Source organism: Ochrobactrum sp. 19YEA23, from assembly GCF_029909865.1.
Taxonomy (GTDB): domain Bacteria; phylum Pseudomonadota; class Alphaproteobacteria; order Rhizobiales; family Rhizobiaceae; genus Brucella; species Brucella gambitense.
In genome coordinates this window covers 292,531-316,736 of record NZ_JASAMQ010000005.1, presented here as the reverse complement: position 1 = coordinate 316,736, position 24,206 = coordinate 292,531, and the positions used below count along the sequence as shown (strand labels likewise).

Genomic DNA, 24,206 nt, shown 5'->3' with positions numbered 1-24,206 from the left:
CACATGCGAGACGGCTTTGCGTTTTGACGTGCTCAAAATATGTATAACGCACTCATGTTTTTGTGGCAACTTTCGAAAAGCCGCGTTATTGCATGGCATCCATCTGCCAAAAGGACAGAGATTGATGACTTCCAACTTGTTCGAACTTGAGAATGTCAGCTTTTCGGTTGCCGGGCGCACCTTGTTGCAGCCTTTGACCATGTCGATACCGGCAGGAAGCGTGACGGCTTTGATCGGACATAATGGCTCCGGCAAGTCGACGCTGCTCAAAATCCTGGCCCGACAGCAGCTCGCTTCGGGCGGCACAATTCATTTTGCAGGCAAGCGCCTCGACCAATGGGGCGACCGCGAATTTGCGCGTAAGCTTGCCTATCTCCCGCAGCAAACGGCATCCGCATCGGGAATGCTGGTCAAGGAACTGGTCGCGCTTGGTCGCTATCCGTGGCACGGCGCATTGGGCCGGTTTGGCGAGACCGACCGGGCCAAGGTGGAAGAGGCAATCGAGCTGACCGGCATCGCACCCTTTGCCGACCGGCTTGTCGATACGCTATCCGGCGGCGAACGCCAGCGCGTCTGGCTGGCCATGCTGGTGGCGCAGGATGCGCAGTGCCTGCTTCTCGATGAGCCTACATCGGCGCTCGACATTGCCCATCAACTGGAAGTTCTGTCGCTGGTGCGCAAGCTGTCACAGGAAAAGGAATTGAGCGTTTTCATCGTGCTGCACGATGTGAACATGGCCGCGCGCTTTTGCGATTCCATTTTTGCGCTGCACAGCGGCCGCCTAATCGCCCAGTCAACGCCTGAAGGCGTGATGGAGCCAAAACGACTGCAAGAGATTTACGGCGTGCCGATGGAAGTCATGCGCCACGCCGCAACCGGGCATCTGATTGCCGCTCCTCTATAATGAGAAGCGACACTGTGTTCTATCAAAGCGGCTGGCCCGCAAGGTAGCGCTCCAGTGTCTTGACCGTGCCATCCTGCCAGATTGCTTTCAGTGCCGAACTGAATGCGGCGACATAGGCAGGATTGGCGGAAAGCGCCCCGAAAATATCATCCATTGCCAGCCACGCAGCCGGATCGGCCTTGGCAAGCGCCGCCTGTTTGGTCAGGCGATCCCATGACGGATCATTCGGCTCGATGACCGCACCGCTGTCCGTCGTGCCATAGCAGTAGCGGCACCAGAGAGCCGAGACCAGCGCCAGCCCGGTCACCGAATGGCCCTTCGCCGCGCGATCGGCAGCGGTGGGCAGGATGAATTTCGGCTGGCGGTTGGAGCCATCCAGACACAGGCGACGGATGGTGTCGCCAATGCTTGGATTGGCAAAGCGCTTGTCGATCAGAACGCGATAGGCTTCAAGATCGGTATCCGGCACGGGGGGTATTTCCGGGATGATCTCATCCTTGGTCAGCTTTTCCAGATAGCGCCGGATTAGCGGATGCTCCATGGCCTCATGCACGAAATGAATGTCGAGCAAGCCGCCCGGATAGGCGATGGCCGCATGGCCGCCATTCAGGATGCGGATTTTCATCAACTCATAAGCGGCAACCTGATCGGTGAAGGTAACGCCGACTTTTTCCAGAGCCGGGCGTCCGGTCGGGAAATTATCCTCCATCACCCATTGCTTGAAAACTTCGCAGAACACCGGCCAGCCGTCATCGACGCCGAAATCCTTCGCGGCAATCTCGCGTTCGCGCGCGCCGGTGGCTGGCGTGATGCGATCCACCATGGAATTCGGGAAAGCGACATTGGCGGAAATCCAGTCGGCAAAGGTTGGATCGCTCAGCTTGGCCAATCCCGTCACGGCGTCTTCCGTCACATGCCCGTTGCCCGGAATGTTATCACAGGACATGACCGTAAAAGGCTGGACGCCTGCCGCCTTGCGCAGTTTCAGCGCCTGAACGATCAGGCCGAATACGGTTTTCGGATGGTCTGGATGCGCGGCATCCGCAACGATATCCGGATGAGCGGGATCGAAAGTCTGGCTCGCCGGATCGATATAGTAACCGCCCTCGGTGATGGTCATCGCAACGATACGTGTGTCCGCTGACGTCAGATAGGCCATCAGGGCCTTGCGCCCTTCCTCAGTTGAAATGGTGACATAATCGACCATCGATGCGGTGATGCGCGCGCCCGCATGATCGGCCTCCTGCTCAACAACGGTGGTCAGCCAGTCCTGCGCCTTGAGCGTATCGCGCATGGCATCGTCGCTTGGCCGCACTCCAGCGCCCACCAGCGCCCAGTCATGCCCCTCGCCAGTCGCAAACAGATCGTCGAGATAGACAGCCTGATGCGCGCGGTGAAAATTGCCGACGCCAAAATGCACGATACCCGGCTTCAGCGTGGCTGGGTCGTAGCCGGGCTTGTGCACTTTATCGAAGCTTTGAAGCGTTGCGCGCGATAGCTTGGTCATGACGGTATCCTTTATTCAAGCGGGTACGAACTGGACTTTCATGGTCGCGGGGTCGCCACCATGCTTGGTGAAGAACGGCAGCATTTCCTCCAGCGGCAGCCGGTGGGAAACGAGCCGCGCCATTGAACCGCCATTTGCGCCGGAAAAGTCCTGTTTCAATATTTCCAATGCCTGCGGAATATTACGGTTCAGCGAATGCGAACCGGCAATCTTGATCTGGCGACGGAAAATCTCAAACGGCGCTACCGAAATCCGCGCTTCGGGGGCGCAGACGCCGAACACGAGAACCGTCCCACCGTCGGCGGTGAAACCGACCATGCTTTCCGCCACCTTGGCTATACCTGTGGCGTCGGCGACGAAATCGAAGCTGCGCTGACGCTTGTCCAGCGCTTGAGAACCAGACACGACCGGCTCAAGCCCGAGGCTTTCAACGAAGGCCAGTCGGTGCTCGTTGATATCGGCGACGGCGACCTGTGGCACGCCCTGTGCCTTTAGCGACAGGGCCAGCAACAGACCGATGGGACCTGCCCCGAACACCAGCGCGTTTTCAGTGCCATGCGGACCGGTTTTCAACTCCGCCGCGCCAAGCCCGTTCAGGACGCAGGCCAACGGTTCGGCAAGGGCCGCCACATCATAGGGCAGATCGCCGATGGAATGGAGATGGCTGGCATTGACGAGGCTCATGCCCGCAAAGCCGCCATTATGGGTCACGCCATAGGCTTTCAGATCAGAGCAGAGATTGGTCAAACCCTTGAGGCAGGCGCGGCAATGACCGCACGGAATATTCGGATCAACCGCAACGCGGTCCCCCACCTTCACATTGGTCACGTCTTCAGCCACTGCCACGACAGTGCCAGCATATTCATGCCCCGGCACCAGCGGAAAAGCACTGGACCCGTAGCGGCCATGCAGCACATCGATATCGGTGTGACAAAGACCCGACGCCTTGACGTCGATCAGCGCGTGTCCCGGCTGCAATGCCGGTTCCGGCAAATCGGCCAGACCTGCTTCGCCATGGCCGGTAAAATAAATCGCTTTCATTGTCTGTCCCGGCCTCGTCTCACGCCATCCAGTTGCCGCCGTCGACACCAAAGGTCTGGGCGAGGATATAGTCGCTGTCGGACGAAGCAAGGAAAACGGCCATGCCGGTAATATCTTCCGGCGTCGCGAAGCGACCAATCGGTACCGACTTTGCCACGGCTGCTTTTTTCTCGCCCGGCTTCAGGCCTTCCCATTTGGCGAAATTCGCATCCACCACGTCCCAATGTTCGCCATCAACCACGCCCGGCGCAATCGCATTCACGTTGATGCCGTGCTTGACCAGAGCGAGAGCCGCTGACTGCGTGACGGAAATCATCGCCGCCTTGGATGCACAATAGAGTGTCACCAGCGCCTCGCCGCGGCGACCGGCCTGGCTCGCCATATTGATGATCTTGCCGCCGCGCCCGCGCTTGATCATCACATTCGACACCGCCTTCATCATGAAAAGCGGCCCCTTGAGATTGATGCCCAGCACGCGCTCGTAGCTCTCTTCGGTCAGTTCGTTGATCGGCGCCATGTCGAAGATCGCCGCATTATTGACCAGAATATCGATGCCGCCATATTCGGCGTCAATGGCTGCAACCACCTTGTCGATTGCGCCCAGATCCGTCACGTCCAGCTTCACCGCCTTCACAGACGGACCGATACCGCGTGCTGCTTCTTCCGCCCGCTCGATATTGATATCGGCGATAATGACCTTTGCACCCTCTTGCGCATAGGTCGCCGCAAAGCCAAGCCCAATGCCGCGCGCAGCGCCGGTAATAAGGGCAACCTTGTCTTTCAGTCTCATAGACTTTCTCCGGTAATGTAATTAACTTTTTTACGCATTATCCGACGCAAAACCGCTTCGCACTTTTGCTGGAAATGCTTCTTTAACGGTGCGTTTTCTTTTCAGACAGGATCATCGGGTGGCGGTCACGGCGCTGGAGCGACAGGCCATCGGGCGTGAAGAGATGCGCGTCGGCGGCATCGAAGCCGAGCCGCGCCGTCTCATGCGCACGGGCCGTGCTATTGCCGCCGGCTTCCGCCACGATCAGGCCGGAAGCAGCATCGTTTTGCACATAGAGATATGTCTGCCCGCCAAGACGCTCGACCACCATGATCTCGCCTTCGAGAATGCCGTCATCTGCCGGATGCAAATGTTCCGGGCGAACACCGAGAACCAGCGGCGCACCGGCACTGACGCCATCTACTGCGACTGGCACTTTGACCGAACGCCCATTGGCAAGCTGCACCGTCACGCCGTCGCTATCGACCGCGCTCGCCTTGACCTCGATGAAGTTCATGGTCGGCGATCCAATGAAGCCCGCCACGAAACGATTGACCGGGTGGTGATAAAGCTCCAGCGGCGAACCGACCTGTTCCAGCTTGCCATCGCGCAGCACGACAATCTTGTCGGCCAATGTCATGGCTTCAACCTGATCATGCGTGACATAAATCATCGTCGCATTGAGCCGGTCATGCAGGCGCGCCAGCTCGATGCGCATCTGCACGCGCAGCGCCGCATCGAGATTGGACAGTGGTTCGTCGAACAGGAAAATCTTCGGCTCGCGAACCATGGCGCGCCCGATGGCGACACGCTGGCGCTGACCACCCGAAAGCTGTTTCGGTTTGCGATCCAGCAATTTGTCGAGCTGCAATGTCTTCGCGACGTCTTCCACCTTGCGGTCGCGCTCGGCTTTGGCAATACCTGCAAGCTTGAGCGCGAAACCCATATTGTCTCGCACATTCATATGCGGGTAGAGCGCATAGGTCTGGAACACCATCGCAAGCCCGCGCTCATCCGGCGGCGTATCATTGCATTGCTGCCCGTCGATCAGCAGATCACCGCTGGTGATTTCCTCCAGCCCGGCAATCATTCGCAAAAGCGTGGATTTGCCCGAACCGGACGGGCCGACGAAGACCACGAATTCGCGGTCTTCGATATTAAGGTCCACACCCTTGATGACATCGATATTGCCGAAGGACTTGGTGGCGTTATGAAAAGAAAGCGTAGCCATGGGGTTCCCTTTATTTCACGGCGCCGAAGGTGAGACCGCGCACCAGCTGGCGCTGCGTAACCCAACCGAAGACGAGGATCGGCGCGATGGCGAGCGTGGACGCTGCCGAGAGTTTTGCCCAGAAGAGCCCTTCCGGTGACGAGAAGGACGCGATGAATGCGGTGAGAGGCCCGGCCTGCGAAGCCGTGAGATTGAGGCTCCAGAAGGCTTCGTTCCAGCACAGAATGATGGAAAGAAGCGCCGTCGATGCAATGCCGGGCAGGCTCAGCGGCAGGAGCAGATAGCGTATCTGCTGGCCAACCTTCGCCCCGTCCATGCGGCTCGCCTCAAGGATTTCATGCGGCACTTCCTTGAAGAAGGAATAGAGCATCCAGACCACAATCGGCAGGTTGGAAAGGGTGAAGATGATGATCAGCCCGGTGCGCGTATCGAGAAGCCCTGTATCGCGTGCCAGAAGATAGATCGGCACCAGAACACCCACCGCAGGCAGCATCTTGGTGGAGAGCATCCACAACAGCAGATCCTTGGTGCGCTTGCCGGGAAAGAATGCCGCCGCATATGCCGCCGGAACGGCGATCAACAGAGACAGGATCGTCGCGCCAAGGCTCTCGATCACGCTGTTCATGGCGTAGCGGAAATAGTCGGCCCGCTGATTGACCGCCGCGAAGTTTTCCAGCGTCGGCTCGAAAAACAGCTTCGGCGGAGCGACCGCGTCGATCTCCGTCTTGAATGCCGCAAGCAGCATCCAGAGGATCGGAAAGAACATCAAAAGCGCCACGATCCATCCAATAATCCCGGCGGAGAGTGCAGCTTTGTTGAACTTGCGTTTTGCAGCCATCGTTCATCTCCCCCTAATTGTCCAGATTGCGCGCCACGGTTCGGATCAGAAACGCGGCAACGATGTTGGCGAGGATGATGGCGATAACACCGGCAGCCGAAGCGCCGCCGATATCCCACTGAAGGAGCGCCTTCAGATAGATGAAATAGGTCAGCGTCGTGGTGGCGATACCCGGCCCACCGGATGTGGTGACGAGGATTTCCGCGAAGACCGACAGAAGGAAAATCGTCTCGATCATGATGACGACCGAGATCGGGCGCAACAGATGCGGCAGGACGATATAAAAGAACATCACCGGCCCTTTGGCGCCATCAAGCCGCGCCGCTTCCATCTGCTCGCGGTCGAGCGACTGCATTGCAGTCATCAGGATCAGTGTTGCGAAAGGTACCCACTGCCAGGACACGATCATGATGATCGACGCCATCGGAAACTGTCCGAACCAGTCTATGACCGGCAGCCCGAGACTGCGCGAGATAAAGGCGAACAGCCCGTTCACCGGGTGCATCAGAAGGTTTTTCCAGATCAGCGCCGACACCGTCGGCATGACGAAGAACGGCGCGATGACCAGAAGCCGCGCAATGTTCTTACCCCAGAAATCCTGATCGAAAATCACGGCGAACAAAACGCCGAACACCACCGAAATGGCAAGAACCGAGCCCAGCAGAATGAGCGTCTTCATGATGGCCGACCAGAGCCCCGGATCGGACAGCAGGAATTTGTAGTTCGAGAATCCGGCAAAACCGGTCACGAAGGGATTGATGAGATTGTAATACTGAAACGAAAACCAGAGCGTCATCGCCAGTGGGACGATCATCCATAGCAAGAGCAGGATGACGGCGGGTGCAAGCAGAGGTCCGGTGCGGACGCTGCGGCGCGATTTTGCGGCAAAGCGCGATTTGGTGCCTGTGGCCAAGGCCGGATTTGCTGGCATGTCTGACGTTCCTCCCCTTCCCGCTTTGACATCGGCTGCGCCTTTCAAGGGTGCAGTGGATCGCGCGAAAATCGAGCCTGCCGCCCTGCTCCTTCAGGCATTTCCAGTAAGGGGCCAAGTGGCTTTGCTGGAAATGCGCAGAAGCGAACATGCGGCGGCAGGCTGATGGTAACCGGATTACTTGATGTAACCGGCCTGCGTCATGATCTGTTCGGCCTGCTTCTGTGCGCCATCGAGCGCCGCATCGACGCTTTGCTGACCGGCGACAGCCGAAGAGATAGCCTGACCGACAATCGTACCAATCGCCTGAAATTCAGGGATCGCCACGAACTGGATACCGGTATAGGGGACCGGGTCCTTGGTCGGCTTGGTTGGGTCGGCCGATTCAATCGCCTTGAGAACAGTCTCGGCGAAAGGTGCGGCCTTCTTGTACTCTTCATTGGCATAGGTCGACTGACGCGTGCCTGGCGGAACGGCAACCCAGCCTTCCGACTTACCGACCAGTTCGACATAGCCCTTCGAGGTCGCCCATTTCAGGAACGACTTCGCAGCTTCCGCCTTTTTGGTCGATGCGGGGATGGCGAGGTTCCACGACCAGGCCCATGAAGAACCGTTCGGCGTCACTTCGACAGGCGCCTTGGTGAAGGCGACCTTGTCGGCAACCTGGCTCTGCTTCGGATCATAGATGCGGCCCGCAGCCGAGGTGGCGTCGATCCACATGGCGCAATGGCCGGTGGAGAACAGCGCCTGATTTTCATTGAAGCCGTTCGAGGTGATTCCGGGAGGGCCTGCTTCCTTCATCAGATCGACGTAGTAGTTGATGGCTTTTTTCCAGGTATCGGAGCTCATCTGCGGCTTCCAGCTCTCATCGAACCAGCTGCCGCCAAACGTGTTCACCAGCGTCGAAAGATAGGCCATGTTTTCGCCCCAGCCCGGCTTACCGCGCAGGCAGAGACCGTACTGTTCTTTCGATTTGTCGGTGAGTTTGGTCGCGAATTCCTTGATCTCGGTATAGGTCGGCGCATCCGGCATTTTCAGGCCGGCAGCTTCGAACAGATCCTTGCGATAAAGGGTGAACGAGCTTTCTGCATAGAATGGCACCGCATAAAGCTTGCCATCGACGGTCAGACCGGCGCGCACCGGCTTGATGAGATCGTCATAGTCGTAATCGTCGCCGAGATCATCGACCGCAAGAAGCCATCCGGCCTTGCCCCAGATCGGGGTTTCGTAACCGCCGATGGTCATGATGTCGAACTGGCCGCTCTTGGTTGCGATGTCGGTGGTGACACGCTGGCGCAGCACGTTTTCTTCAAGCACCACCCAGTTGAGCTTGTTGCCGGTGGCCTTTTCCCATTCCGGCGAAAGCTTCTGCATGATGATCATATCGGCATTGTTGACCGTTGCGATCGTGAGCTCCTCCGCCCACGCCGAACCGGCCAGCATCGCGACGCCAGCGGCAGACGCAATAAGCCCTGTCACATAAGTTTTGGTCCGCATTTCGTCTCCTCCTTTACGAATGCATAGCAAAATTCTTACATATGTAAAATTTATGACGCGGCTATCCGTAGCTTGTCAAGCACGGTTTTTGATTTTGATTTGCGCGACACAAAGACTGCCAATTCGATTGCTTTCGCGGCGGAAATAACGGATTTTCCACCACGCGACTTGACCCCGAAATTATCTTAGCACATTCGGATATGCACTGCATCGGTGCAAGTGTTTGATATTGTCCGCTTGACCTTTGCTTCAGCCTTTGACAGTTTGACTTGGCCTTGCCTTGAAAAACTTCGGGGCGGGTCTGGTTGGAGGAACATCCTGAAATTATTGGGAAACAAGCTGCAGACCACGTGTCATGCATCTCTGGGTCAGCTCATCTCGACCCGACCGATAGCAGGAGAATGTGAGCTACCACCGCAAGAAATTGCAGCGGGCAGCTGACGGACAGGACAGAGAACCGTGCGCAAAACCATACGCACCATGGAAGACTTTTCGGAATTCGTCGGGCTGTCTCGCCCTACGGTTTCCAAATATTTCAACGACCCATCATCCGTCCGCCCGAAGACCCGCGAGATCATAGAAGCGGCCGTCAAGCAGTCCGGCTTTCGGCCCAATCTTTTCGCGGTGAACCTTAATCGTCGTCGCGCGACAATTTTGGGAATCATCATCCCGAACCAGCTCGATCATTTTTACATGGCGATGACGCGCAGGCTGCAAACGCTGGCCGAGCAACGCGGTTATCTCACTGTGGTTCTGTCTTCGGACGGCAAGCCGGAGCTGGAAAAGCGCGCGATTGAAACGCTGCGCTCGCTCAATGTCGCAGGCGCGATTATCGCGCCGCTTGGTGAACAATCGCAGCATTCCGCGCTGGCGCGTCTCGCTGATGACGTCCCCATCGTCTATGTCGACTCGCCGCTTGACAGCACGTCGCCCTTTGTCGGCACCGACAACCAGAAATCCTTCCACCTGATCGTGGATTATCTCTGCCGTTCCGGCAGCGAGCCCTGCTATTTCTCGATGCCGATTGTGAACAACAACGCCATAAAACGGCGCGAAGCCTATACGACGGCGATGGAAAAGCTCGGTCACGAGCCACGTATCATCGAACTGGAACCCAGCCGCAGCTGGGATTTCGAACAATATGCCTTCGAGCAGACGGCCCGCATCATGCGAGAAAAGGCGAGTTTTCCGACTTCGACGGTGCTCTGCTCCAACGACCGTATCGCCTTTGGCGTTACGGGAGCTCTCTGGCAGGCGGGGCTGAAAATTGGCAGGCTCAAGGATTGCGATATTCGGGTCGCTGGTCACGATAACAACCCGCTGTCGGAATATACCTGTCCGCCGCTTACCACTGTCGCGCAGGATTATAACGAAATCGGCAGGCTGGCGATTGAGCTTCTTTTCCGCACATTGGGCGAAGATTCCGAAGACCGGCTCGAACTGCCAGAAAACAACCGCATCCTGCTGAATGCTGAGATCAAGCTGAGAATGTCAGCTTAAAGCATTTCCAGCAAAAGTGCGAAGCGGCTTTGCGTAGGATAATGCGACGGGAAAGAATCTGTCAGGCAGAGCTGCGCATGATCAGATGGCTGTCGAGATAGCGGATATCCTCGCCAGTCGCGCTGCTGCTGTCCTGTTCATTGATGCGTGAGAACAGCATATCCAGACCAAGCTGCGCGATCTGACGGTAATCCTGGGCAACCGTCGTCAAGGGCGGGCAGGTGAAGCGGCTGAGCGGATGATCGTCGTGCCCGGCAACCCGCAGATCGCTGCCTTCTTCCCTCCCGACATGACGTCTGCGCTCAAAGGCGGCCGAAATCACACCGAAGGCCAGACGATCATTGGCGCAGAGAACCGTGCGCGTCGGGAAACCGCCGCGGTCGAGAATACGGCCTGCCTCCTGATAGCCAAGCTCTTCAAAACTCCAGTTTTTTGGCGTCATCGGCAAAACGATGGGCTCGATACCGAGCCGTTCCATCGTGGCGATGTAAGCCGCGCGGCGCTCAAGCGCGTTCTGGTTGACGGCAGGCATTTCCAGAAAACAGGGGTGCTCGCCAGTCCTGCACAGATATTCCGTAATGTTGCCAATGCTGACCCGGTTGTCGGTGCCGACAAAGGGTTGATCCTCGCCGATACGGCTGTCCAGAAACACCACAGGCATCGAATCGGAAAGGCTGGTCAGAAGCTTGGTGTCGGTTTCGAAACCGAGCGGCGCCATCAGAACACCGGCGATCTTGAGCGACATCAGCGAGCGCATGGCGCGTGCTTCAAGCTTGCGCTCGCCATGCGATGACAGAACGATAGTCCAGTAACCTTCGGCGAGGCATCGCAATTCAATCTGGCGAATGATTTCGGCGTAGAACGGATCTGAAATATGCGGAACGATGACGCCGATATTCTTCGGCTTCTTCCGGTTGAGACTGACGGCAAAAATGTTGGGCTGATAGTTGTGATCCTTCAGCGCCTTCTCGATGCGAGCCCGCGTCGAAGGCTTTACGCTTTCAGGATTATCGAAATATTTCGAGACCGTAGGACGCGACAAACCGCTCGCCACGGCGAACTCCTCCATCGTCCTGATCTTGTTTTCAGCCATGCTCCGCTTTCCTCGGACTATCCCCGACCGGGTGCCGAGACGCTCACTCCACGCCTCAATATTTTTTCATGCGTAAATTTTTTTCTTCACAGAAGCAACTTGAATTTCATCAACAGAGACGCCCAATCCCTCGACAAAAGCTGATAAGCCCCGCTGGTTGGCCCGGATTTGATACTCCTTAAGCGAATTTAAATCGTTATAAATTTTACACGTGGAAAATTATATATTGACACGTTGAACAAGCTCCATCATGTCTAGTGAAGCTCGATAATGAGCTGAAGGCACCTGCCCTTCCGGGAGGTTTGAAGACTGACGCAAAGCGCGAAGGTCCGATGAACCAGCAGGTAAGTCATCATTCATGTCCCTGTTAGAAGGACAGCCCGGCAAGCGCCGGTTCATTCGGAGGAAATCATGTTTCGCAATTCTCTCGGCCGTATTCTCTTTTCCGGCGTCGCTCTGGCCATGATGGCAGGCGTTGCCTCTGCCGAAGGTGTTGGCGCATCGCTTCTCACCCAGCAGCATCCTTTCTACATCTCGCTCGCTGAAGCGATGAAGAAGGAAGCGCAGGCAGAAAACGTGCCGCTCGAAATCTCCATCGCCAATCAGGATCTGAGCAAGCAGCTCGCCGATGTGGAAGATTTCATCACCAAGGGCGTCGACGTCATCATCATTTCGCCGGTTGACAGCAAGGGCGTTCGCTCGGCCATCAACAAGGCTGAAAAGGCTGGCATCAAGGTCATCACTGTCGACGTGCCTGCAAACAATGTCGACGTGACGTCCTTCGTCGGCACCGACAACTTTGCCGGTGGCGAACGCGCTGCCGAGCTGATGGCCAAGACCATCGGCGAAAAGGGCAATGTCGCCGTCATCGACTATCCGACGGTTCAGTCGGTTGTTGACCGCATTGAAGGCTTCAAGAAGGGCATCGCCAAGTACCCGGACATCAAGATCGTGGCGATCCAGCCGGGCATCACCCGTCCGGAAGCTCTGGCCACTGCGCAGAACATCCTGCAGGCCAATCCGGATATCGTCGGCATCTTCGGCTTCGGCGACGATGCTGCACTGGCTGCCGCATCGGCTGTGAAGGCTGCCAAGCTCGAAAATCAGGTCAAGGTGATCGGCTTCGACGGCATGGAAGAAGCCCGCAACGCCGTAAAGAACGACCCGATCATGGTCGGCGTTATCGCACAGTATCCGGACCAGATGGGCAAGGTTGCGGTTGAAACCGCTGCCAAGATCATCAAGGGCGAGAGCGTTCCGGCCAAGCAGCCAATCGTTCCGGGCGTCGTCACCAAGGACGGCGAAACCAAGTAAGACCGCGTGAAGCAGCGACACTCCTCCCAGTCGCTGTTTCCTTTCAGCGTGTGGCGGCCAGGAAAGCCTCCCCTTTCCGAGCCGCCACCGCATCCCTTTAGACAGCAGCACTGTGCGACCCCGGTAACATCCGGTTCGTGACAGACTGCAGCAAACGGAGCGTGGAGGCCTCAAAAGTGACAGATCCTGTGACAGCCACCAAATCCGAACAGAAGACGGCAGCAGATACGGTTCTGGAAATTCGCGATGTCGCGAAATCTTTCGGCCCGGTCATCGCGCTGAAGCGCATGAACCTGACGGTGCGTCGTGGTCGCGTGCATACGCTGCTCGGCGAAAACGGCGCCGGCAAATCCACACTGATGAAGATTCTGGCCGGCGTGTTCAAGCCAACCTCCGGCACCATTCTGCTCAAAGGCGCGGCCTATGCGCCGAAGAATCCGCGCGACGCACGCGCCAGCGGTATCGCTATCGTCTTTCAGGAATTGAGCCTCTCCCGCAACCTGACTGTTGCCGAGAATATTTTCGCGAACCACGAGCCAAGCCGTTTCGGCTTTATCCGTGAGCGCGAGCTGAATGCGGAAGCGACCAGGCTTGTTGCCGATCTCGGACTCCCGGTCGATCCGCGCGCCAAGGTCGGCGATCTTTCGATTGCCCAGCGCCAGCTCGTCGAAATCGCCAAGGGATTGAGCCAGCCTGCTGACGTCGTCATTCTGGATGAGCCGACCTCGTCGCTGTCGGACAGCGAAGCGGAAATCCTGTTTTCGATCATTGAGCGCCTGAAGACACAAGGCACTGCGGTCATCTATATTTCGCACCGCATGGAAGAAATCATGCGGCTTTCCGACGACATTACGGTTGTTCGCGATGGCGAATATGTCACGACCGCCGAAAAGAGCGAGACCAGCATCGACCGTCTGATCGCGCTGATGGTCGGCCGCGAGATGAACGACATCTACCCGCCGCGCGAAGCGCTGCGTCCCTCGGAAAATGTTCCGCCGATTCTGGCGACGAAAAACCTCTCCGTGCCGGGCAAATTTCACGATGTCACCATCGATGTGAAGCCGGGCGAAGTTCTCGGGCTGTTCGGGCTTGTCGGTTCTGGCCGTTCGGATGTGATGAAGGCGCTGTTTGGCATGCTGCGGCCCACGGGCGAAATCAGGCTCGATGGCGAGGTCATCACGCTTTCCTCGCCGACCGATGCCATTCGCAATGGCATTGCTTTCGTGACCGAGAATCGCAAGGAAGAAGGCCTTGTTCTTCCGCATAGCGTTGAGCGCAACATCAACATGGTCGGGCTCGGACAGCTGGCGGGGCCTTTCGGCCTGATGCGTTCCAGAGCAGAGCGCTCCGCTGCCAAGGCGGAAGTGCTGCGTCTTGCCATCAAGACAGCATCCATCGACACGGTTGCCGGATCGCTCAGCGGCGGCAACCAGCAGAAGATCGTGCTGGCGAAGTGGCTGCAGACAAAGCCGCGCATTCTCATTCTCGACGAACCGACGCGCGGTGTCGACGTTGGCGCGAAATTCGAAATCTATCGCATCATCCGTGAACTTGCCGCCAATGGCGCGGCGATCCTGATGGTTTCCTCCGAACTGCCGGAAGTGCTGGGTCTCAGCGACCGTGTGGCCGTCATGCACAACAAGCATGTCGCCGCCATTGTCGATGCCGATGGCCTCACGCCCGAAACCGTCATGAGCTACGCAGCAGGAATGCACATATGAGCAACGTACCAAATCTCCAGAAGAAAGCCGTGGACGCAGAAGTCCGCCGTTCGCTTTTCAGCTCTCCGCTGATCCGTCAATATGGCGGCATCATCATCTCGCTGGCCGTGCTCTGCGTGGTCTTCGCAGTGCTGAACCCGCGTTTTCTGGCCTTCAACAACTTCATGAACATCATGCAGCAGGTGGCGGTGATTGCCGTTGCCGCCTATGGCATGACCTATGTGATCCTGCTCGGCGAAATCGACCTTTCCATTGGTTCGATCATTGCGGTTTCCGGCATGGTGGCGGCGCAAGCCTTTGCCATGGGTTTCGGTTTCGTGCCGACTGTTGTTTTCACCCTTGCGGCGGGCGCCATCATGGGCGGGCTGAATGGTGTGCTTTCGGCAAAGCTGATGCTCCCATCCTTCATCGTGACGGTCGCAACAATGGGCATCTATCGCGGCATGGTCAGCCTGCCGACCAATGGCGCGCCTGAAATCATCGAAAACGACACATGGCTCGCCATCGGTTCGGAAAATTGGCTCGGACTGCCGATCATCATCTGGATCGTCGGCATCCTGTTCGTCTTCAACTATATCCTGCTGTCGAAGACCGTTTTTGGCCGCCGCATCTATCTGTCGGGCGGCAACAAGGAAGCAGCGATCTATTCGGGCATTCGCGTCGACCGTATCAAGATCATAGTCTTCATGCTTTCCGGCGTCATGGCGGCGATCAGCGGCATTCTCCTGTCGTCGCGTCTTTCCTCGGCGCAGACCAATGCGGGCATGGGCTACGAACTCGACGCCATTGCGGCGGTCGTGCTGGGCGGCACCTCGCTTGCTGGCGGCGTCGGCACCATGATTGGCACCATCCTCGGCGCGCTCATTATCGGCGTCATCAATAACGGCATGAACATGCTGTCGGTGCCTTACTTCTATCAGCTCATCGTCAAGGGCGTGGTCATTCTGGTCGCAGTCTGGCTCGATGTGCGCTCGAAATCCGTACGTACATAATCTCGGTGCAGCATATGAAAAAGATCATCACCATCGGCGAAATCGTCGTCGAGATCATGGCCGTAGAAACCGGCAATGGTTTCAAGTCCGCCATCCCGTTGATCGGCCCGTTCGCTTCCGGCGCGCCTGCGATCTTCATCGATCAGGCGGCCAAGATGGGCCAGCCTTGCGGCATGGTCAGCGCGGTCGGCAATGACGATTTCGGTGCACTCAATGTCGAGCGCCTGCAAAGAGACGGCGTTGATGTTTCGGCCATCGGCGTACATCCGACAGCCGCCACCGGCAGCGCCTTTGTGCGTTATCGCCCGGATGGGAATCGCGATTTCATCTTCAACATCAAGCACAGCGCCTGCAGCGCCATCGGCCTGACGCCGGAAGCCGAAAAGCTGATCGAGACCGCCGATCACCTGCATATCATGGGCTCGGCCCTGTTCTCCGATGGCATTGTTTCGGCGATCCACGAGGCGACAATCCGCATCAAGGCGAAGGGCGGCACTGTCTCCTTCGACCCGAATATCCGCAAGGAAATGCTGGAATTGCCGGGCATGCGCCAGGCACTGGCCCATGCGCTGGAAAACACCGACCTGTTCATGCCGAGCGGTCCGGAAATCTTCCTCTTCACCAAGGTGACCGAGGAAAAGGCTGCCGTGGAGGAACTGCTGGCCCGCGGTATCAAAGCCGTAGTGATCAAGCGCGGTGCTGAAGGCGCAAGCTATTTCGACCAGTCCGGCGAAGTCTTGGCACCTGCTTTCAAGGTCGATGAAATCGACCCAACCGGAGCAGGCGACAGTTTTGGCGCAGCATTCGTTACCTGCTGGCTGCGCGACATGGCCCCGAAGGAAGCTCTTGTCATCGCCAACGCCACCGGCGCACGCGCCGTTGGCGTCAAAGGACCGATGGAAGGCACCTCGACCATGACCGAAATTGAAGCCTTCCTTCAGAAAAACGGAGTTCCAGCATGAGCAGCACGAAAGTTCTGAGCGCACTTCCCGCACGTTACGCCCGCGGCATTCGCGGCGGCATCACGTCGATCTGCTCTGCGCATCCGCTGGTGATCGAGGCAGCCCTTCTCGAAGGCATCGCGACCGAGACGGACGTGCTGATCGAGGCTACCTGCAATCAGGTCAATCAGGACGGCGGCTATACGGGCATGACGCCTGCCGACTTCCGTCGCTTTGTGGAAGATATCGCGGCTCGCGTCGGCTTCGACACCAAGCGGCTTATTCTGGGTGGCGACCATCTCGGTCCGAACCCGTGGAAGCATCTGCCTGCCGAAGAAGCCCTGCTGAAATCGGATGTCATGATCGATGCCTTCGTGCGCGCGGGTTTCACCAAAATCCACCTCGACACGTCGATGGGCTGCGCTGGTGAACCGGTCGCGCTGCCCGATGCTGTGACCGCCGAGCGTGCAGCGCGCCTGGCCAAAGTTTCTGAAGCAGCGGCCCGCGAAGCCGGATACGACCTGCCGGTCTATATCATCGGAACGGAAGTCCCGATCCCCGGCGGCGCTATGGAAGAAATCGAAGAGCTGGAACTGACCAAGCCGGGCGCTGCGGTCGAAACCGTCGCCATTCACCGCAAGGCTTTCGCAGCACTTGGACTGGAAGACGCCTTTGCTCGCGCCATCGGCGTGGTGGTGCAACCGGCTGTCGAATTCGGCAACGAAAATGTTGTCTTCTACAACAGCGAGAAGGCGACGGCGCTGAGCGGTGTTCTCAGCGAAATGCCGCAATTCGTGTTCGAAGCCCATTCAACCGACTATCAGCCGGTGGAAGCGCTTTCCGATCTCGTTCACGACGGTTTCGCCATTTTGAAAGTCGGCCCCGGCCTGACTTTTGCACTGCGCGAGGCGCTTTACGGTCTCGACCAGATTGCAGCTTTCCTCGACAAGCTGCCGGAAGAAGAAACCCTGCGCGGCAAGATGGAAGCATTGCTTCTGACCGAGCCGAAGAACTGGGAAAAGTACTATCACGGCGATGCGGAAGAACTGCGTCTGCAACGCCATTTCTCCTATAGCGACCGCATCCGCTATTACTGGCCGCACCCGGTGGCAACCGCTGCTGTGGATGCACTTTTGAAGCGTCTGGAAGGTCGCAAGATACCGGAAACGCTGATCAGCCAGTATCTGGGCACGCTTTATCCGGCGGTTGCCTCCGGTGACGTCGAACCGACGCCGCACGCCCTGATGGTGGAAGCCGTCCGCAATGTCGTGCGCACTTACGGCAAGGCTGTAGCCTAAATTTCAAGAATAGCTTGCGCCCGAAACGGGCGCACGCTGTTGCCTATTTCTCCGGCGCAAGCCGTGCCAGAAAATCGTCGCACCATCGTGTGACGTCGTGGGTTTTCAGAAAATCCATCATCCCGTTAAAGCGCTCCTGCCGCTCCTCCAATTGCATGGAGAGCGCACGCGCTATCGCATAGGCCACCGCTTCCGTGTCATAGGGATTGACCAGTACCGCGCCGTCCAGTTCCTGCGCCGCACCAGCAAAGCGTGAGAGCACAAGCACACCCGGATCATCGGGGTCTTGCGCCGCAACATATTCCTTTGCAACGAGATTCATGCCATCACGCAGCGGCGTGACCAGCCCCACTTTCGACAAGCGATAAAGCCCGGCCAGCACATCACGGTTGAGAGACCGGTTGATGTAGCGGATCGGCGTCCAGTCGAAGGTCGCATTGGCCCCATTGATGCGCCCGGCCATTTCCGCCACCTCCCGCTGCATCGCCTTATATTCCGGCACCTCGGTTCGCGACTTCGGCGTTACCTGCAAGAAGGTGACATTGCCGCGATTGACCGGATCGATTTTCATGAAATGCTCGAAAGCTTCGAGCCGATTGGTAATCCCCTTGGAATAATCGAGCCTGTCGACGCCGATGATCAGATCGCGCCCACTCATGCTGGCGCGCATGCGCTTTACGGATGGGCTGTTCTGGGTCTTGCTGGCGATCTCGGCAAACATCTCCGTTTCGATACCGATGCCGAAACTGTCCACGCTGAAACTACGCCCGAACGCTTCGAAGCGGCGAGGTTCGATCTGTTTGCCGATCTTTTCGCGCCGCAAACCACTGATGAAATTCTCGACATCGTTTTCAGTCTGAAACCCGACGAGATCATAGGCCGTCAAGCCGCGAATGATCGCCTCATGCACCGGTAGCGTCAAAAGCAGATCAGCCGGCGGCCAGGGGATATGCATGAAAAAGCCGATGCGATTTTCCACACCGCAGCGCCGCAACTCTTCGGCCAGCGGGATCAGATGATAATCATGCACCCAGATGATGTCGTCCGGCTCAAGCAGCGGCAGCAATTGCTGCGCGAACAACCGGTTCACGCGGAAATATCCCGCCATGTCTTTGCGGGTATAGTCGATCAGGTCGAGCCGGTAATGACAAAGCGGCCACAACATTCGGTTGGCAAAGCCAGCGTAATATTCGTCGATATCTTTCTTTTGCAGGCTCAACAGCGCATAGCTGATCGGCCCGACCTGCTTTGTTTCAAGCTGGTGTGTCTGCCTGCCGGACAATGTTTCACCCGACCAGCCAAACCAGACCCCGCCGCGCACATTCAAAGCCGCCTGCAAGGCGACGGCCAATCCTCCCGCCGGTGCTTTCCCCTGCTTGTCCGGCAAGGGCACCCGGTTGGAAACCACGACAAGGCGTCCCACTCCATTCTCCTTTCATCATATTATTGCTCACCCGCCATTTCGATCACCCATGCCCGCAAGGCTTCCGGCGAGGCAACCCTGTCAGTGGACAGATCGCCGATCGCATCGCCCACCGCAACGCCCAACCCGCCCATATCCATCGCTGCCTGCAGCATCGGCACATCCGTCAGATCGTCACCGAAGGCGATCGGAAGACGACCGGCAAAGGCCGCGCTCCGCATCAAACGGCGCAAGGCTGCTCCTTTATCGCCATGACGCGAGCGCAGTTCGAAGACATATTTTCCAGCCTGCACCCGCCAATCGGGACCAGCCAGTTTTTCCGCCGCGTCGATCAGCTCTCGGGCGATGTCTTCCTTGTCGGGCGCAGCCCTGAAATGGACAGCGATGGCATTGCCCTTATCCTCGACCAGAAGACCGGCAATCCCCGCCTGCGTCTGACGAATGAAATCCTTGGCACGCTCGAATTGTTCGCCGGGTTCCAGCATCTCGACATGCCCCGATGGCAGGCGAAACTCGGTGCCATGCAATGCCGCAACAGCGCCCGAATAAGACGGAAAACGCTCCGCCACAAATTCCAGCGGGCGTCCGGTCACAATCGCCACAGCACCGGACAAACGCTGGCGCAGTTTTTCCAGCGCGGTCACCAGCGCTGAATCGACCACGACGCTGTCCGGCGTCGGTGCCAGATCCAGCAAGGTTCCGTCTATATCGAAGAAAAGCGCATATCCGGCATTATCCGTCGATAGCGCCGCAAGCGAGGTGCTTTCTGAATTCGCTTTTGAAACGTGCATGAATTTCAAACCCCTCACAGCGTGAATGGTTCCCTATTTCATGCAGGCGCCGGAGCACGGCTGGAAAGTTTCATTCAAGCCGTGCGCGGTGTTTTCCTTTTGAACAGCACCGCCGCCAGACCGAGGATCAGGGTTCCCGCGATAAACAGGAAGGCTGCGGCGGCAATCGCCGGGCTGATGTTTTCGCGGATCGTGGAAAACATCTGTCGGGCCAGCGTTCGCTGGTTTGGCCCGGCGACGAACAGCGTCAGCACCACCTCGTCCAGCGACGTGGCGAAGGCCAGCACGGCACCTGAAACCACGCCCGGCATGGCAAGCGGCAAAGTCACCCGGCGAAACACAGTCAGCGGTGATGCGCCAAGGCTTTCCGCCGCAAGTTCCACGCGCCGGTCGATGCCCGCCAGCGCGCCGGTGACGCTCACCATCACAAAGGGGATCGAAACCACCGTATGCGCGACGATGACCCCGAAATAGGAATTCGCAATCCCCAGCCGCACGAACAGCAATTGCATGCCGACGCCCATCACCACCGCAGGCACGACCATCGGCAGCAGAAACAGCGTGCGGATCGGGCCCGACAGGAACAGCGCCCGATTGCGCAGGCCAAGTGCTGCCATTGTGCCAAGCACCGTCGCCAGCGCCATCGTGCCAGTGCCGATGATCAGGCTGTTGACGATGGCGCGTCGCCAGGCATCGGCCGTTGCCAGTTCTTCGAACCAGCGCATCGACCAGCTCGGCACCGGATAGGTGAGAAACACGCTTGAGGTGAACGCCAGTGGCAGAATGGCAAACAACGGCGCGACCAGAAATATGACCGCAGCAACGCCGAAGATGATTTTGACGGGACGGCCCATGGTCACGCCCTCCCCGGCTTTTCGTTGGTCAAGCGGCCATAGACCGCATAGAGCACCAGACAAACGACCAGCAGCACCATGCCCAGCGCACCAGCCATGCCCCAATTGGCCGAGCCGGTTGCATAATAAGCGATGATGGAGCTGATCATCTGGTCGCTCGGACCGCCGATCAGCGCCGGTGTGATGTAATAACCAATGGCGCTCATGAAGACGAGCAGCATGCCGGACAGGATACCACGCATACTGAGCGGCAGCAGGACCCGCAGGAATGCGCGCCATGGCGGCGCGCCCAGCGAAGCGGCGGCAGGCATCAGATTGTTCGGGATCGACACCAGCACGCTGTAGATGGGCAAAACCATGAACGGCAACAGCACATGCGTCATGGCGATGATCACGCCCGTCCGGTTGAAAATCAGCGGCAGCGGCCCGTTCGTCAACCCGAGCCAGGTCAGCGTGTCATTGATCAACCCCTTGTCCTGCAATAGAATGAACCAAGCCGCCGTGCGCACCAGAAGCGACGTCCAGAGCGGAAGCAGCACCGCTGCAAACAAGGCGCTTTTCACCCAGCCCGTGGCGGAAGCCAGCAACACCGCATAAGGATAGCCGATAGCGGCGCAGGCTAATGTGACCAGCGCAGCAATCCAGAAGGTGCGCAGCATGATGGCGCGATTGGCCGATGTGCCCGGCGCCATGGAAACAATCTCGCCGGAACTGTCGCGTTCCATATCCACGGCGGCCAATAAATTGCGATCCGTGGTGGGGGACAATGCGTTGGCGATTGCGCGCCAGTATTGGGACTGGCTCCAGCGTTTATCAACGGCCTCAAGATCGAGCGCGGGATCGCCCTTCTCAATGGCCGAGATCGTCTTGCTCATCAGCGTTCGAAAACCCGACTGGGCGCTGTTCAGCCGCCGCACCATATCGCCGACAGCCTGCTGGTCCGTGGAGGTCTTGAGATCGGCAACCAGCGCCTGTTTCATCTCTGGTGTCGGGCCGGATTGACCGTCCCATGCGCCCACCGCTTCTGCCGTTTGCGGCAAAACACGCAGCACCGCCGTGTCGGAAATTGCCTGTTTCACCATTACGCCGAGCGGCCACAGGAAGAACAGCGCAATGAAGATTAAAAGCGGGGCGATGAGCAGAACGGAGCGTGTGCTCTTGGTGGAGAGTACCGTCATGCGACAATGGTCCAGCAATCAGCGGCATTGAAATGTGCCACAACATCGACGCCGGGCTGCCATTCGCGCGCCTTGCGGTCGAGGCGAACAATGAAATTATGCGCCTTGTCATCCAGCTGGATGCGCAGGTGGTCGCCCTGATAGACACTGTCGGTAACGCGCGTGATAAGACTATTGTCAGCCTTGCCCTCACCACCCAGTTCTATCCGCTCTGGACGGATTGAAAGCAACACGTTCTGTCCCGGCGTCAGTGCCCCGGACGAAGAAGCGTTCAGCTCGGCGCCATTGTTGAGGCGGATCAACGTATTGGTTCCGTCGATACGTTCCACCTTGCCTTCGGCAAGATTGGTTTCGCCGATAAACTCCGCCACGAAACGGGTCTTGGGTTCATCATAGATTTCGCGCGGTGAACCGATCTGTTCAATCTGACCTTTGTTGAACACGGCGATGCGGTCCGACATGGTCAGAGCCTCGCTCTGGTCGTGCGTCACGAAAACAATCGTCAAACCGAGGCGGCTATGCAGAGCGCGGATATCGAGCTGCATCTGTTCGCGCAACTGCTTGTCGAGCGCCCCGAGGGGTTCGTCCATCAGCACCACACCCGGTTCGAAAACCAGCGCGCGGGCCAAAGCCACACGCTGCTGCTGCCCGCCGGAGAGCTGCGACGGCTTGCGCTCGCGCATAGTGGAAAGCTGCACCATATCCAGCACTTTTCCGACCTTGTCGGAAATTTCCGCCTTGCCAAGCCCACGCATCTGCAATGGAAACGCGACATTCTCGCCGACACTCATATGCGGAAACAGCGCATAGTTCTGGAAGACAACGCCCATATTGCGCTTATAGGACGGCACATCGTTGATAGACTTGCCATCGACGATGAGCTTGCCGCCGCTCGGGTTTTCAAAACCTGCGAGCATCATCAGAAGCGTAGTCTTGCCCGAGCCCGATGGTCCCAGCAGACTGACAAACTCACCGCGTGCGATATCGAGGTTAAGCCCGTCTATAACTTTGAAATCGGCGTAGGATTTACTGATATTCTCAAATCGAATTCGATAGTCCGTCAATGAATCACTCCATTTGCCGGCAATCGGAATATCCCGTCTACCAGCCAGAGCCGTTCCGGTATTAACGGAACCGCTCCGGCCATTTGTTGTCACGGCAGACGGGACGGCGATGAACTTTGGCAGGCTGCCTCTGTTACTGAGCCAGCCAGGCGTTGAAACGCTTCGTCAGCTCTTCCGAATTGTCGATCCAGAAATCGACATTAAGCGGAATGGCATCTGTCATGTTAGCTTCCGCCGTCGGCAGATCGTTTGCGAATTCCGCCGGAACCTTGCTGGCGGCTTCCTTGTTCGGAAGACCATAGGCAACAAATTTCGGTAGCTTGACCTGGTTTTCAGGCTCGCTTGTGAAAGCGATAAAATCCATGCCCGCGTCCTTGTTCTCGGCGTCCTTCAGAACAACCCAGCTATCGACGGCATAGATGCTGCCCGGCCAAACCACCTTGAAATTCTTGCCCTCAGCGCGATTGATGCCGGTGATACGACCATTATAGGCCGAGGCCATCACGACTTCGTCGGATGCCAGCAGTTGAAGCGGCTGCGCGCCGGCTTCCCACCAAACGATATTTGGCTTCAGCTCATCGAGCTTTTTGAATGCACGGTCAACACCTTCCGGCGTGCCCAGCACGTCATAGACTTCGTCCTTCTTGACGCCGTCTGCGAGCAGCGCGAATTCCAGCGTGTATTTTGCGCCCTTGCGCAACGAACGCTTGCCGGGGAACTTCTTCACATCCCAGAAATCCGCCCAGGACTTGGGGCCGTCTTTCAGCTTGTCGCCATTATAGGCGATAGCCGTGGACCAGACGATGGCGCCGACGCCGCAATCATTGACCGCGCTGTCGAGAAACTTGTCCTTGCCGCCGAGCTTGGACCAGTCGATCTTTTCATAAAGACCATCGGCACAGCCGAGCGCCAGCTCTTCAGCTTCCACCTGCACCACATCCCAATTGGGCTTGCCAGCCTTCACCTTGGCCTGAACGACACCGTAACCGCCGTCCCAGGATTCATCGAGAAGCGGCTTTCCGGTCTTTTCCGAAAACGGTTTGAAATAGATTTCGCGTTGCGCATCCTGATAGTTGCCGCCCCAGGAGACAACTGTCAGATCGCGCGCCGCAGCAGGCGCAACATGAAAACCGGTGACAGTTGCGAGAAGTGCACCGGCGAAGGCAAGGCGTGCCATTTTCATAATCTTATTTCCCCATTTGTCTCGACAGGTTTGTCCTGCCGTTGTTGTAATAGGGACATGCTAGCCCGATCATTTGCTGCGGGCAATAAAGTATTCTCAGTATATTGCGAAAGGCTAATATTTGCCGCCTGCCGCG

Annotated in this window: 22 protein-coding genes; 8 read left to right on the top strand and 14 right to left on the bottom strand. The window is 57.7% G+C overall.

Translation table 11 applies throughout. The features are described from left to right. Nucleotides 1–124: 124 nt before the first annotated feature. On the top strand, nt 125–904 hold the full coding sequence (locus QBD01_RS15350; protein WP_280993509.1) for an ATP-binding cassette domain-containing protein: 780 nt from the start codon (nt 125–127) through the stop codon (nt 902–904). A gap of 22 nt (nt 905–926) precedes the next feature. Here the strand turns inward: QBD01_RS15350 and QBD01_RS15345 are convergent, their stop codons facing one another. The 6 genes from QBD01_RS15345 to QBD01_RS15320 all read right to left on the bottom strand — a co-directional run bounded on the left by QBD01_RS15345 (nt 927) and on the right by QBD01_RS15320 (nt 7,221). Then, complete coding sequence (locus QBD01_RS15345; protein WP_280993508.1) at nt 927–2,411, bottom strand: mannitol dehydrogenase family protein; 1,485 nt, start codon at nt 2,409–2,411, stop codon at nt 927–929. Nucleotides 2,412–2,426: 15 nt separating this feature from the next. Then, nucleotides 2,427–3,452 (bottom strand): zinc-dependent alcohol dehydrogenase family protein, encoded by a 1,026-nt coding sequence (locus tag QBD01_RS15340; RefSeq protein WP_280993507.1) that lies wholly within the window; start codon nt 3,450–3,452, stop codon nt 2,427–2,429. A gap of 19 nt (nt 3,453–3,471) precedes the next feature. Beyond that, nucleotides 3,472–4,242 carry an L-iditol 2-dehydrogenase gene (locus tag QBD01_RS15335; RefSeq protein ID WP_280993506.1) on the bottom strand — a complete coding sequence of 257 codons (771 nt, stop codon included), beginning with the start codon at nt 4,240–4,242 and terminating at the stop codon, nt 3,472–3,474. Between the two features lie 82 nt (nt 4,243–4,324). Further along, nucleotides 4,325–5,452: a sn-glycerol-3-phosphate ABC transporter ATP-binding protein UgpC gene (locus QBD01_RS15330; protein ID WP_280993505.1), complete on the bottom strand. Its 1,128-nt coding sequence runs from the start codon at nt 5,450–5,452 to the stop codon at nt 4,325–4,327. 10 nt (nt 5,453–5,462) lie between these two features. Further along, nucleotides 5,463–6,290 carry a carbohydrate ABC transporter permease gene (locus QBD01_RS15325; protein ID WP_280993504.1) on the bottom strand — a complete coding sequence of 276 codons (828 nt, stop codon included), beginning with the start codon at nt 6,288–6,290 and terminating at the stop codon, nt 5,463–5,465. A gap of 13 nt (nt 6,291–6,303) precedes the next feature. Continuing rightward, nucleotides 6,304–7,221 carry a carbohydrate ABC transporter permease gene (locus QBD01_RS15320; protein ID WP_078338353.1) on the bottom strand — a complete coding sequence of 306 codons (918 nt, stop codon included), beginning with the start codon at nt 7,219–7,221 and terminating at the stop codon, nt 6,304–6,306. Here QBD01_RS15320 and QBD01_RS15315 point away from each other — a divergent pair. Continuing rightward, nucleotides 7,220–7,387, top strand: coding sequence for a hypothetical protein (locus QBD01_RS15315; protein ID WP_280993503.1), 168 nt, complete (start codon nt 7,220–7,222; stop codon nt 7,385–7,387). The genes QBD01_RS15320 and QBD01_RS15315 overlap by 2 nt on opposite strands. 11 nt (nt 7,388–7,398) lie before the next feature. Here the strand turns inward: QBD01_RS15315 and QBD01_RS15310 are convergent, their stop codons facing one another. Beyond that, entirely contained in the window at nt 7,399–8,718 is a 1,320-nt protein-coding gene (locus QBD01_RS15310) for a sugar ABC transporter substrate-binding protein (protein ID WP_078338352.1), read from the bottom strand. Between the two features lie 480 nt (nt 8,719–9,198). Here QBD01_RS15310 and QBD01_RS15305 point away from each other — a divergent pair, with 480 nt between their 5' ends. Further along, entirely contained in the window at nt 9,199–10,218 is a 1,020-nt protein-coding gene (locus tag QBD01_RS15305; protein ID WP_280993584.1) for a LacI family DNA-binding transcriptional regulator, read from the top strand. Between the two features lie 61 nt (nt 10,219–10,279). Here QBD01_RS15305 and QBD01_RS15300 read toward each other — a convergent pair whose 3' ends face one another. Then, the gene (locus tag QBD01_RS15300; RefSeq protein ID WP_280993502.1) at nt 10,280–11,311 is read right to left on the bottom strand and encodes a LacI family DNA-binding transcriptional regulator; all 1,032 of its coding nucleotides are present in this window, start codon (nt 11,309–11,311) and stop codon (nt 10,280–10,282) included. Between the two features lie 411 nt (nt 11,312–11,722). Between QBD01_RS15300 and QBD01_RS15295 the strand changes: the two genes are divergently transcribed. The 5 genes from QBD01_RS15295 to QBD01_RS15275 all read left to right on the top strand — a co-directional run bounded on the left by QBD01_RS15295 (nt 11,723) and on the right by QBD01_RS15275 (nt 17,577). Continuing rightward, the gene (locus QBD01_RS15295) at nt 11,723–12,625 is read left to right on the top strand and encodes a substrate-binding domain-containing protein (protein WP_280993501.1); all 903 of its coding nucleotides are present in this window, start codon (nt 11,723–11,725) and stop codon (nt 12,623–12,625) included. Between the two features lie 176 nt (nt 12,626–12,801). Further along, a complete protein-coding gene (locus tag QBD01_RS15290) occupies nt 12,802–14,346 on the top strand; it encodes a sugar ABC transporter ATP-binding protein (RefSeq protein WP_280993500.1) in 1,545 nt (514 codons plus the stop codon). Next, a complete protein-coding gene (locus QBD01_RS15285; RefSeq protein ID WP_280993499.1) occupies nt 14,343–15,338 on the top strand; it encodes a ribose ABC transporter permease in 996 nt (331 codons plus the stop codon). The genes QBD01_RS15290 and QBD01_RS15285 overlap by 4 nt, the downstream gene beginning before the upstream one ends. A 14-nt stretch (nt 15,339–15,352) precedes the next feature. Continuing rightward, nucleotides 15,353–16,300 carry a sugar kinase gene (locus tag QBD01_RS15280; protein WP_280993498.1) on the top strand — a complete coding sequence of 316 codons (948 nt, stop codon included), beginning with the start codon at nt 15,353–15,355 and terminating at the stop codon, nt 16,298–16,300. Continuing rightward, nucleotides 16,297–17,577 (top strand): D-tagatose-bisphosphate aldolase, class II, non-catalytic subunit, encoded by a 1,281-nt coding sequence (locus QBD01_RS15275; protein ID WP_280993497.1) that lies wholly within the window; start codon nt 16,297–16,299, stop codon nt 17,575–17,577. Before QBD01_RS15280 ends, QBD01_RS15275 begins: the two co-directional genes overlap by 4 nt. Nucleotides 17,578–17,620: 43 nt before the next feature. Here the strand turns inward: QBD01_RS15275 and otsA are convergent, their stop codons facing one another. From otsA to QBD01_RS15245, 6 genes are all read right to left on the bottom strand, one after another. After that, entirely contained in the window at nt 17,621–19,000 is a 1,380-nt protein-coding gene (gene otsA / locus QBD01_RS15270; RefSeq protein ID WP_280993496.1) for an alpha,alpha-trehalose-phosphate synthase (UDP-forming), read from the bottom strand. A 20-nt stretch (nt 19,001–19,020) separates the two neighbouring features. Beyond that, complete coding sequence (otsB, locus tag QBD01_RS15265) at nt 19,021–19,791, bottom strand: trehalose-phosphatase (protein WP_280993495.1); 771 nt, start codon at nt 19,789–19,791, stop codon at nt 19,021–19,023. Between the two features lie 74 nt (nt 19,792–19,865). Then, nucleotides 19,866–20,645: an ABC transporter permease gene (locus tag QBD01_RS15260; protein WP_182521211.1), complete on the bottom strand. Its 780-nt coding sequence runs from the start codon at nt 20,643–20,645 to the stop codon at nt 19,866–19,868. Nucleotides 20,646–20,647: 2 nt separating this feature from the next. Then, nucleotides 20,648–21,823 carry an ABC transporter permease gene (locus QBD01_RS15255; RefSeq protein WP_280993494.1) on the bottom strand — a complete coding sequence of 392 codons (1,176 nt, stop codon included), beginning with the start codon at nt 21,821–21,823 and terminating at the stop codon, nt 20,648–20,650. Then, nucleotides 21,820–22,887 carry an ABC transporter ATP-binding protein gene (locus QBD01_RS15250; RefSeq protein ID WP_280993493.1) on the bottom strand — a complete coding sequence of 356 codons (1,068 nt, stop codon included), beginning with the start codon at nt 22,885–22,887 and terminating at the stop codon, nt 21,820–21,822. The genes QBD01_RS15255 and QBD01_RS15250 overlap by 4 nt, the downstream gene beginning before the upstream one ends. A gap of 133 nt (nt 22,888–23,020) precedes the next feature. Further along, a complete protein-coding gene (locus QBD01_RS15245) occupies nt 23,021–24,070 on the bottom strand; it encodes an ABC transporter substrate-binding protein (protein WP_280993492.1) in 1,050 nt (349 codons plus the stop codon). Between the last annotated feature and the right edge of the window lie 136 nt (nt 24,071–24,206).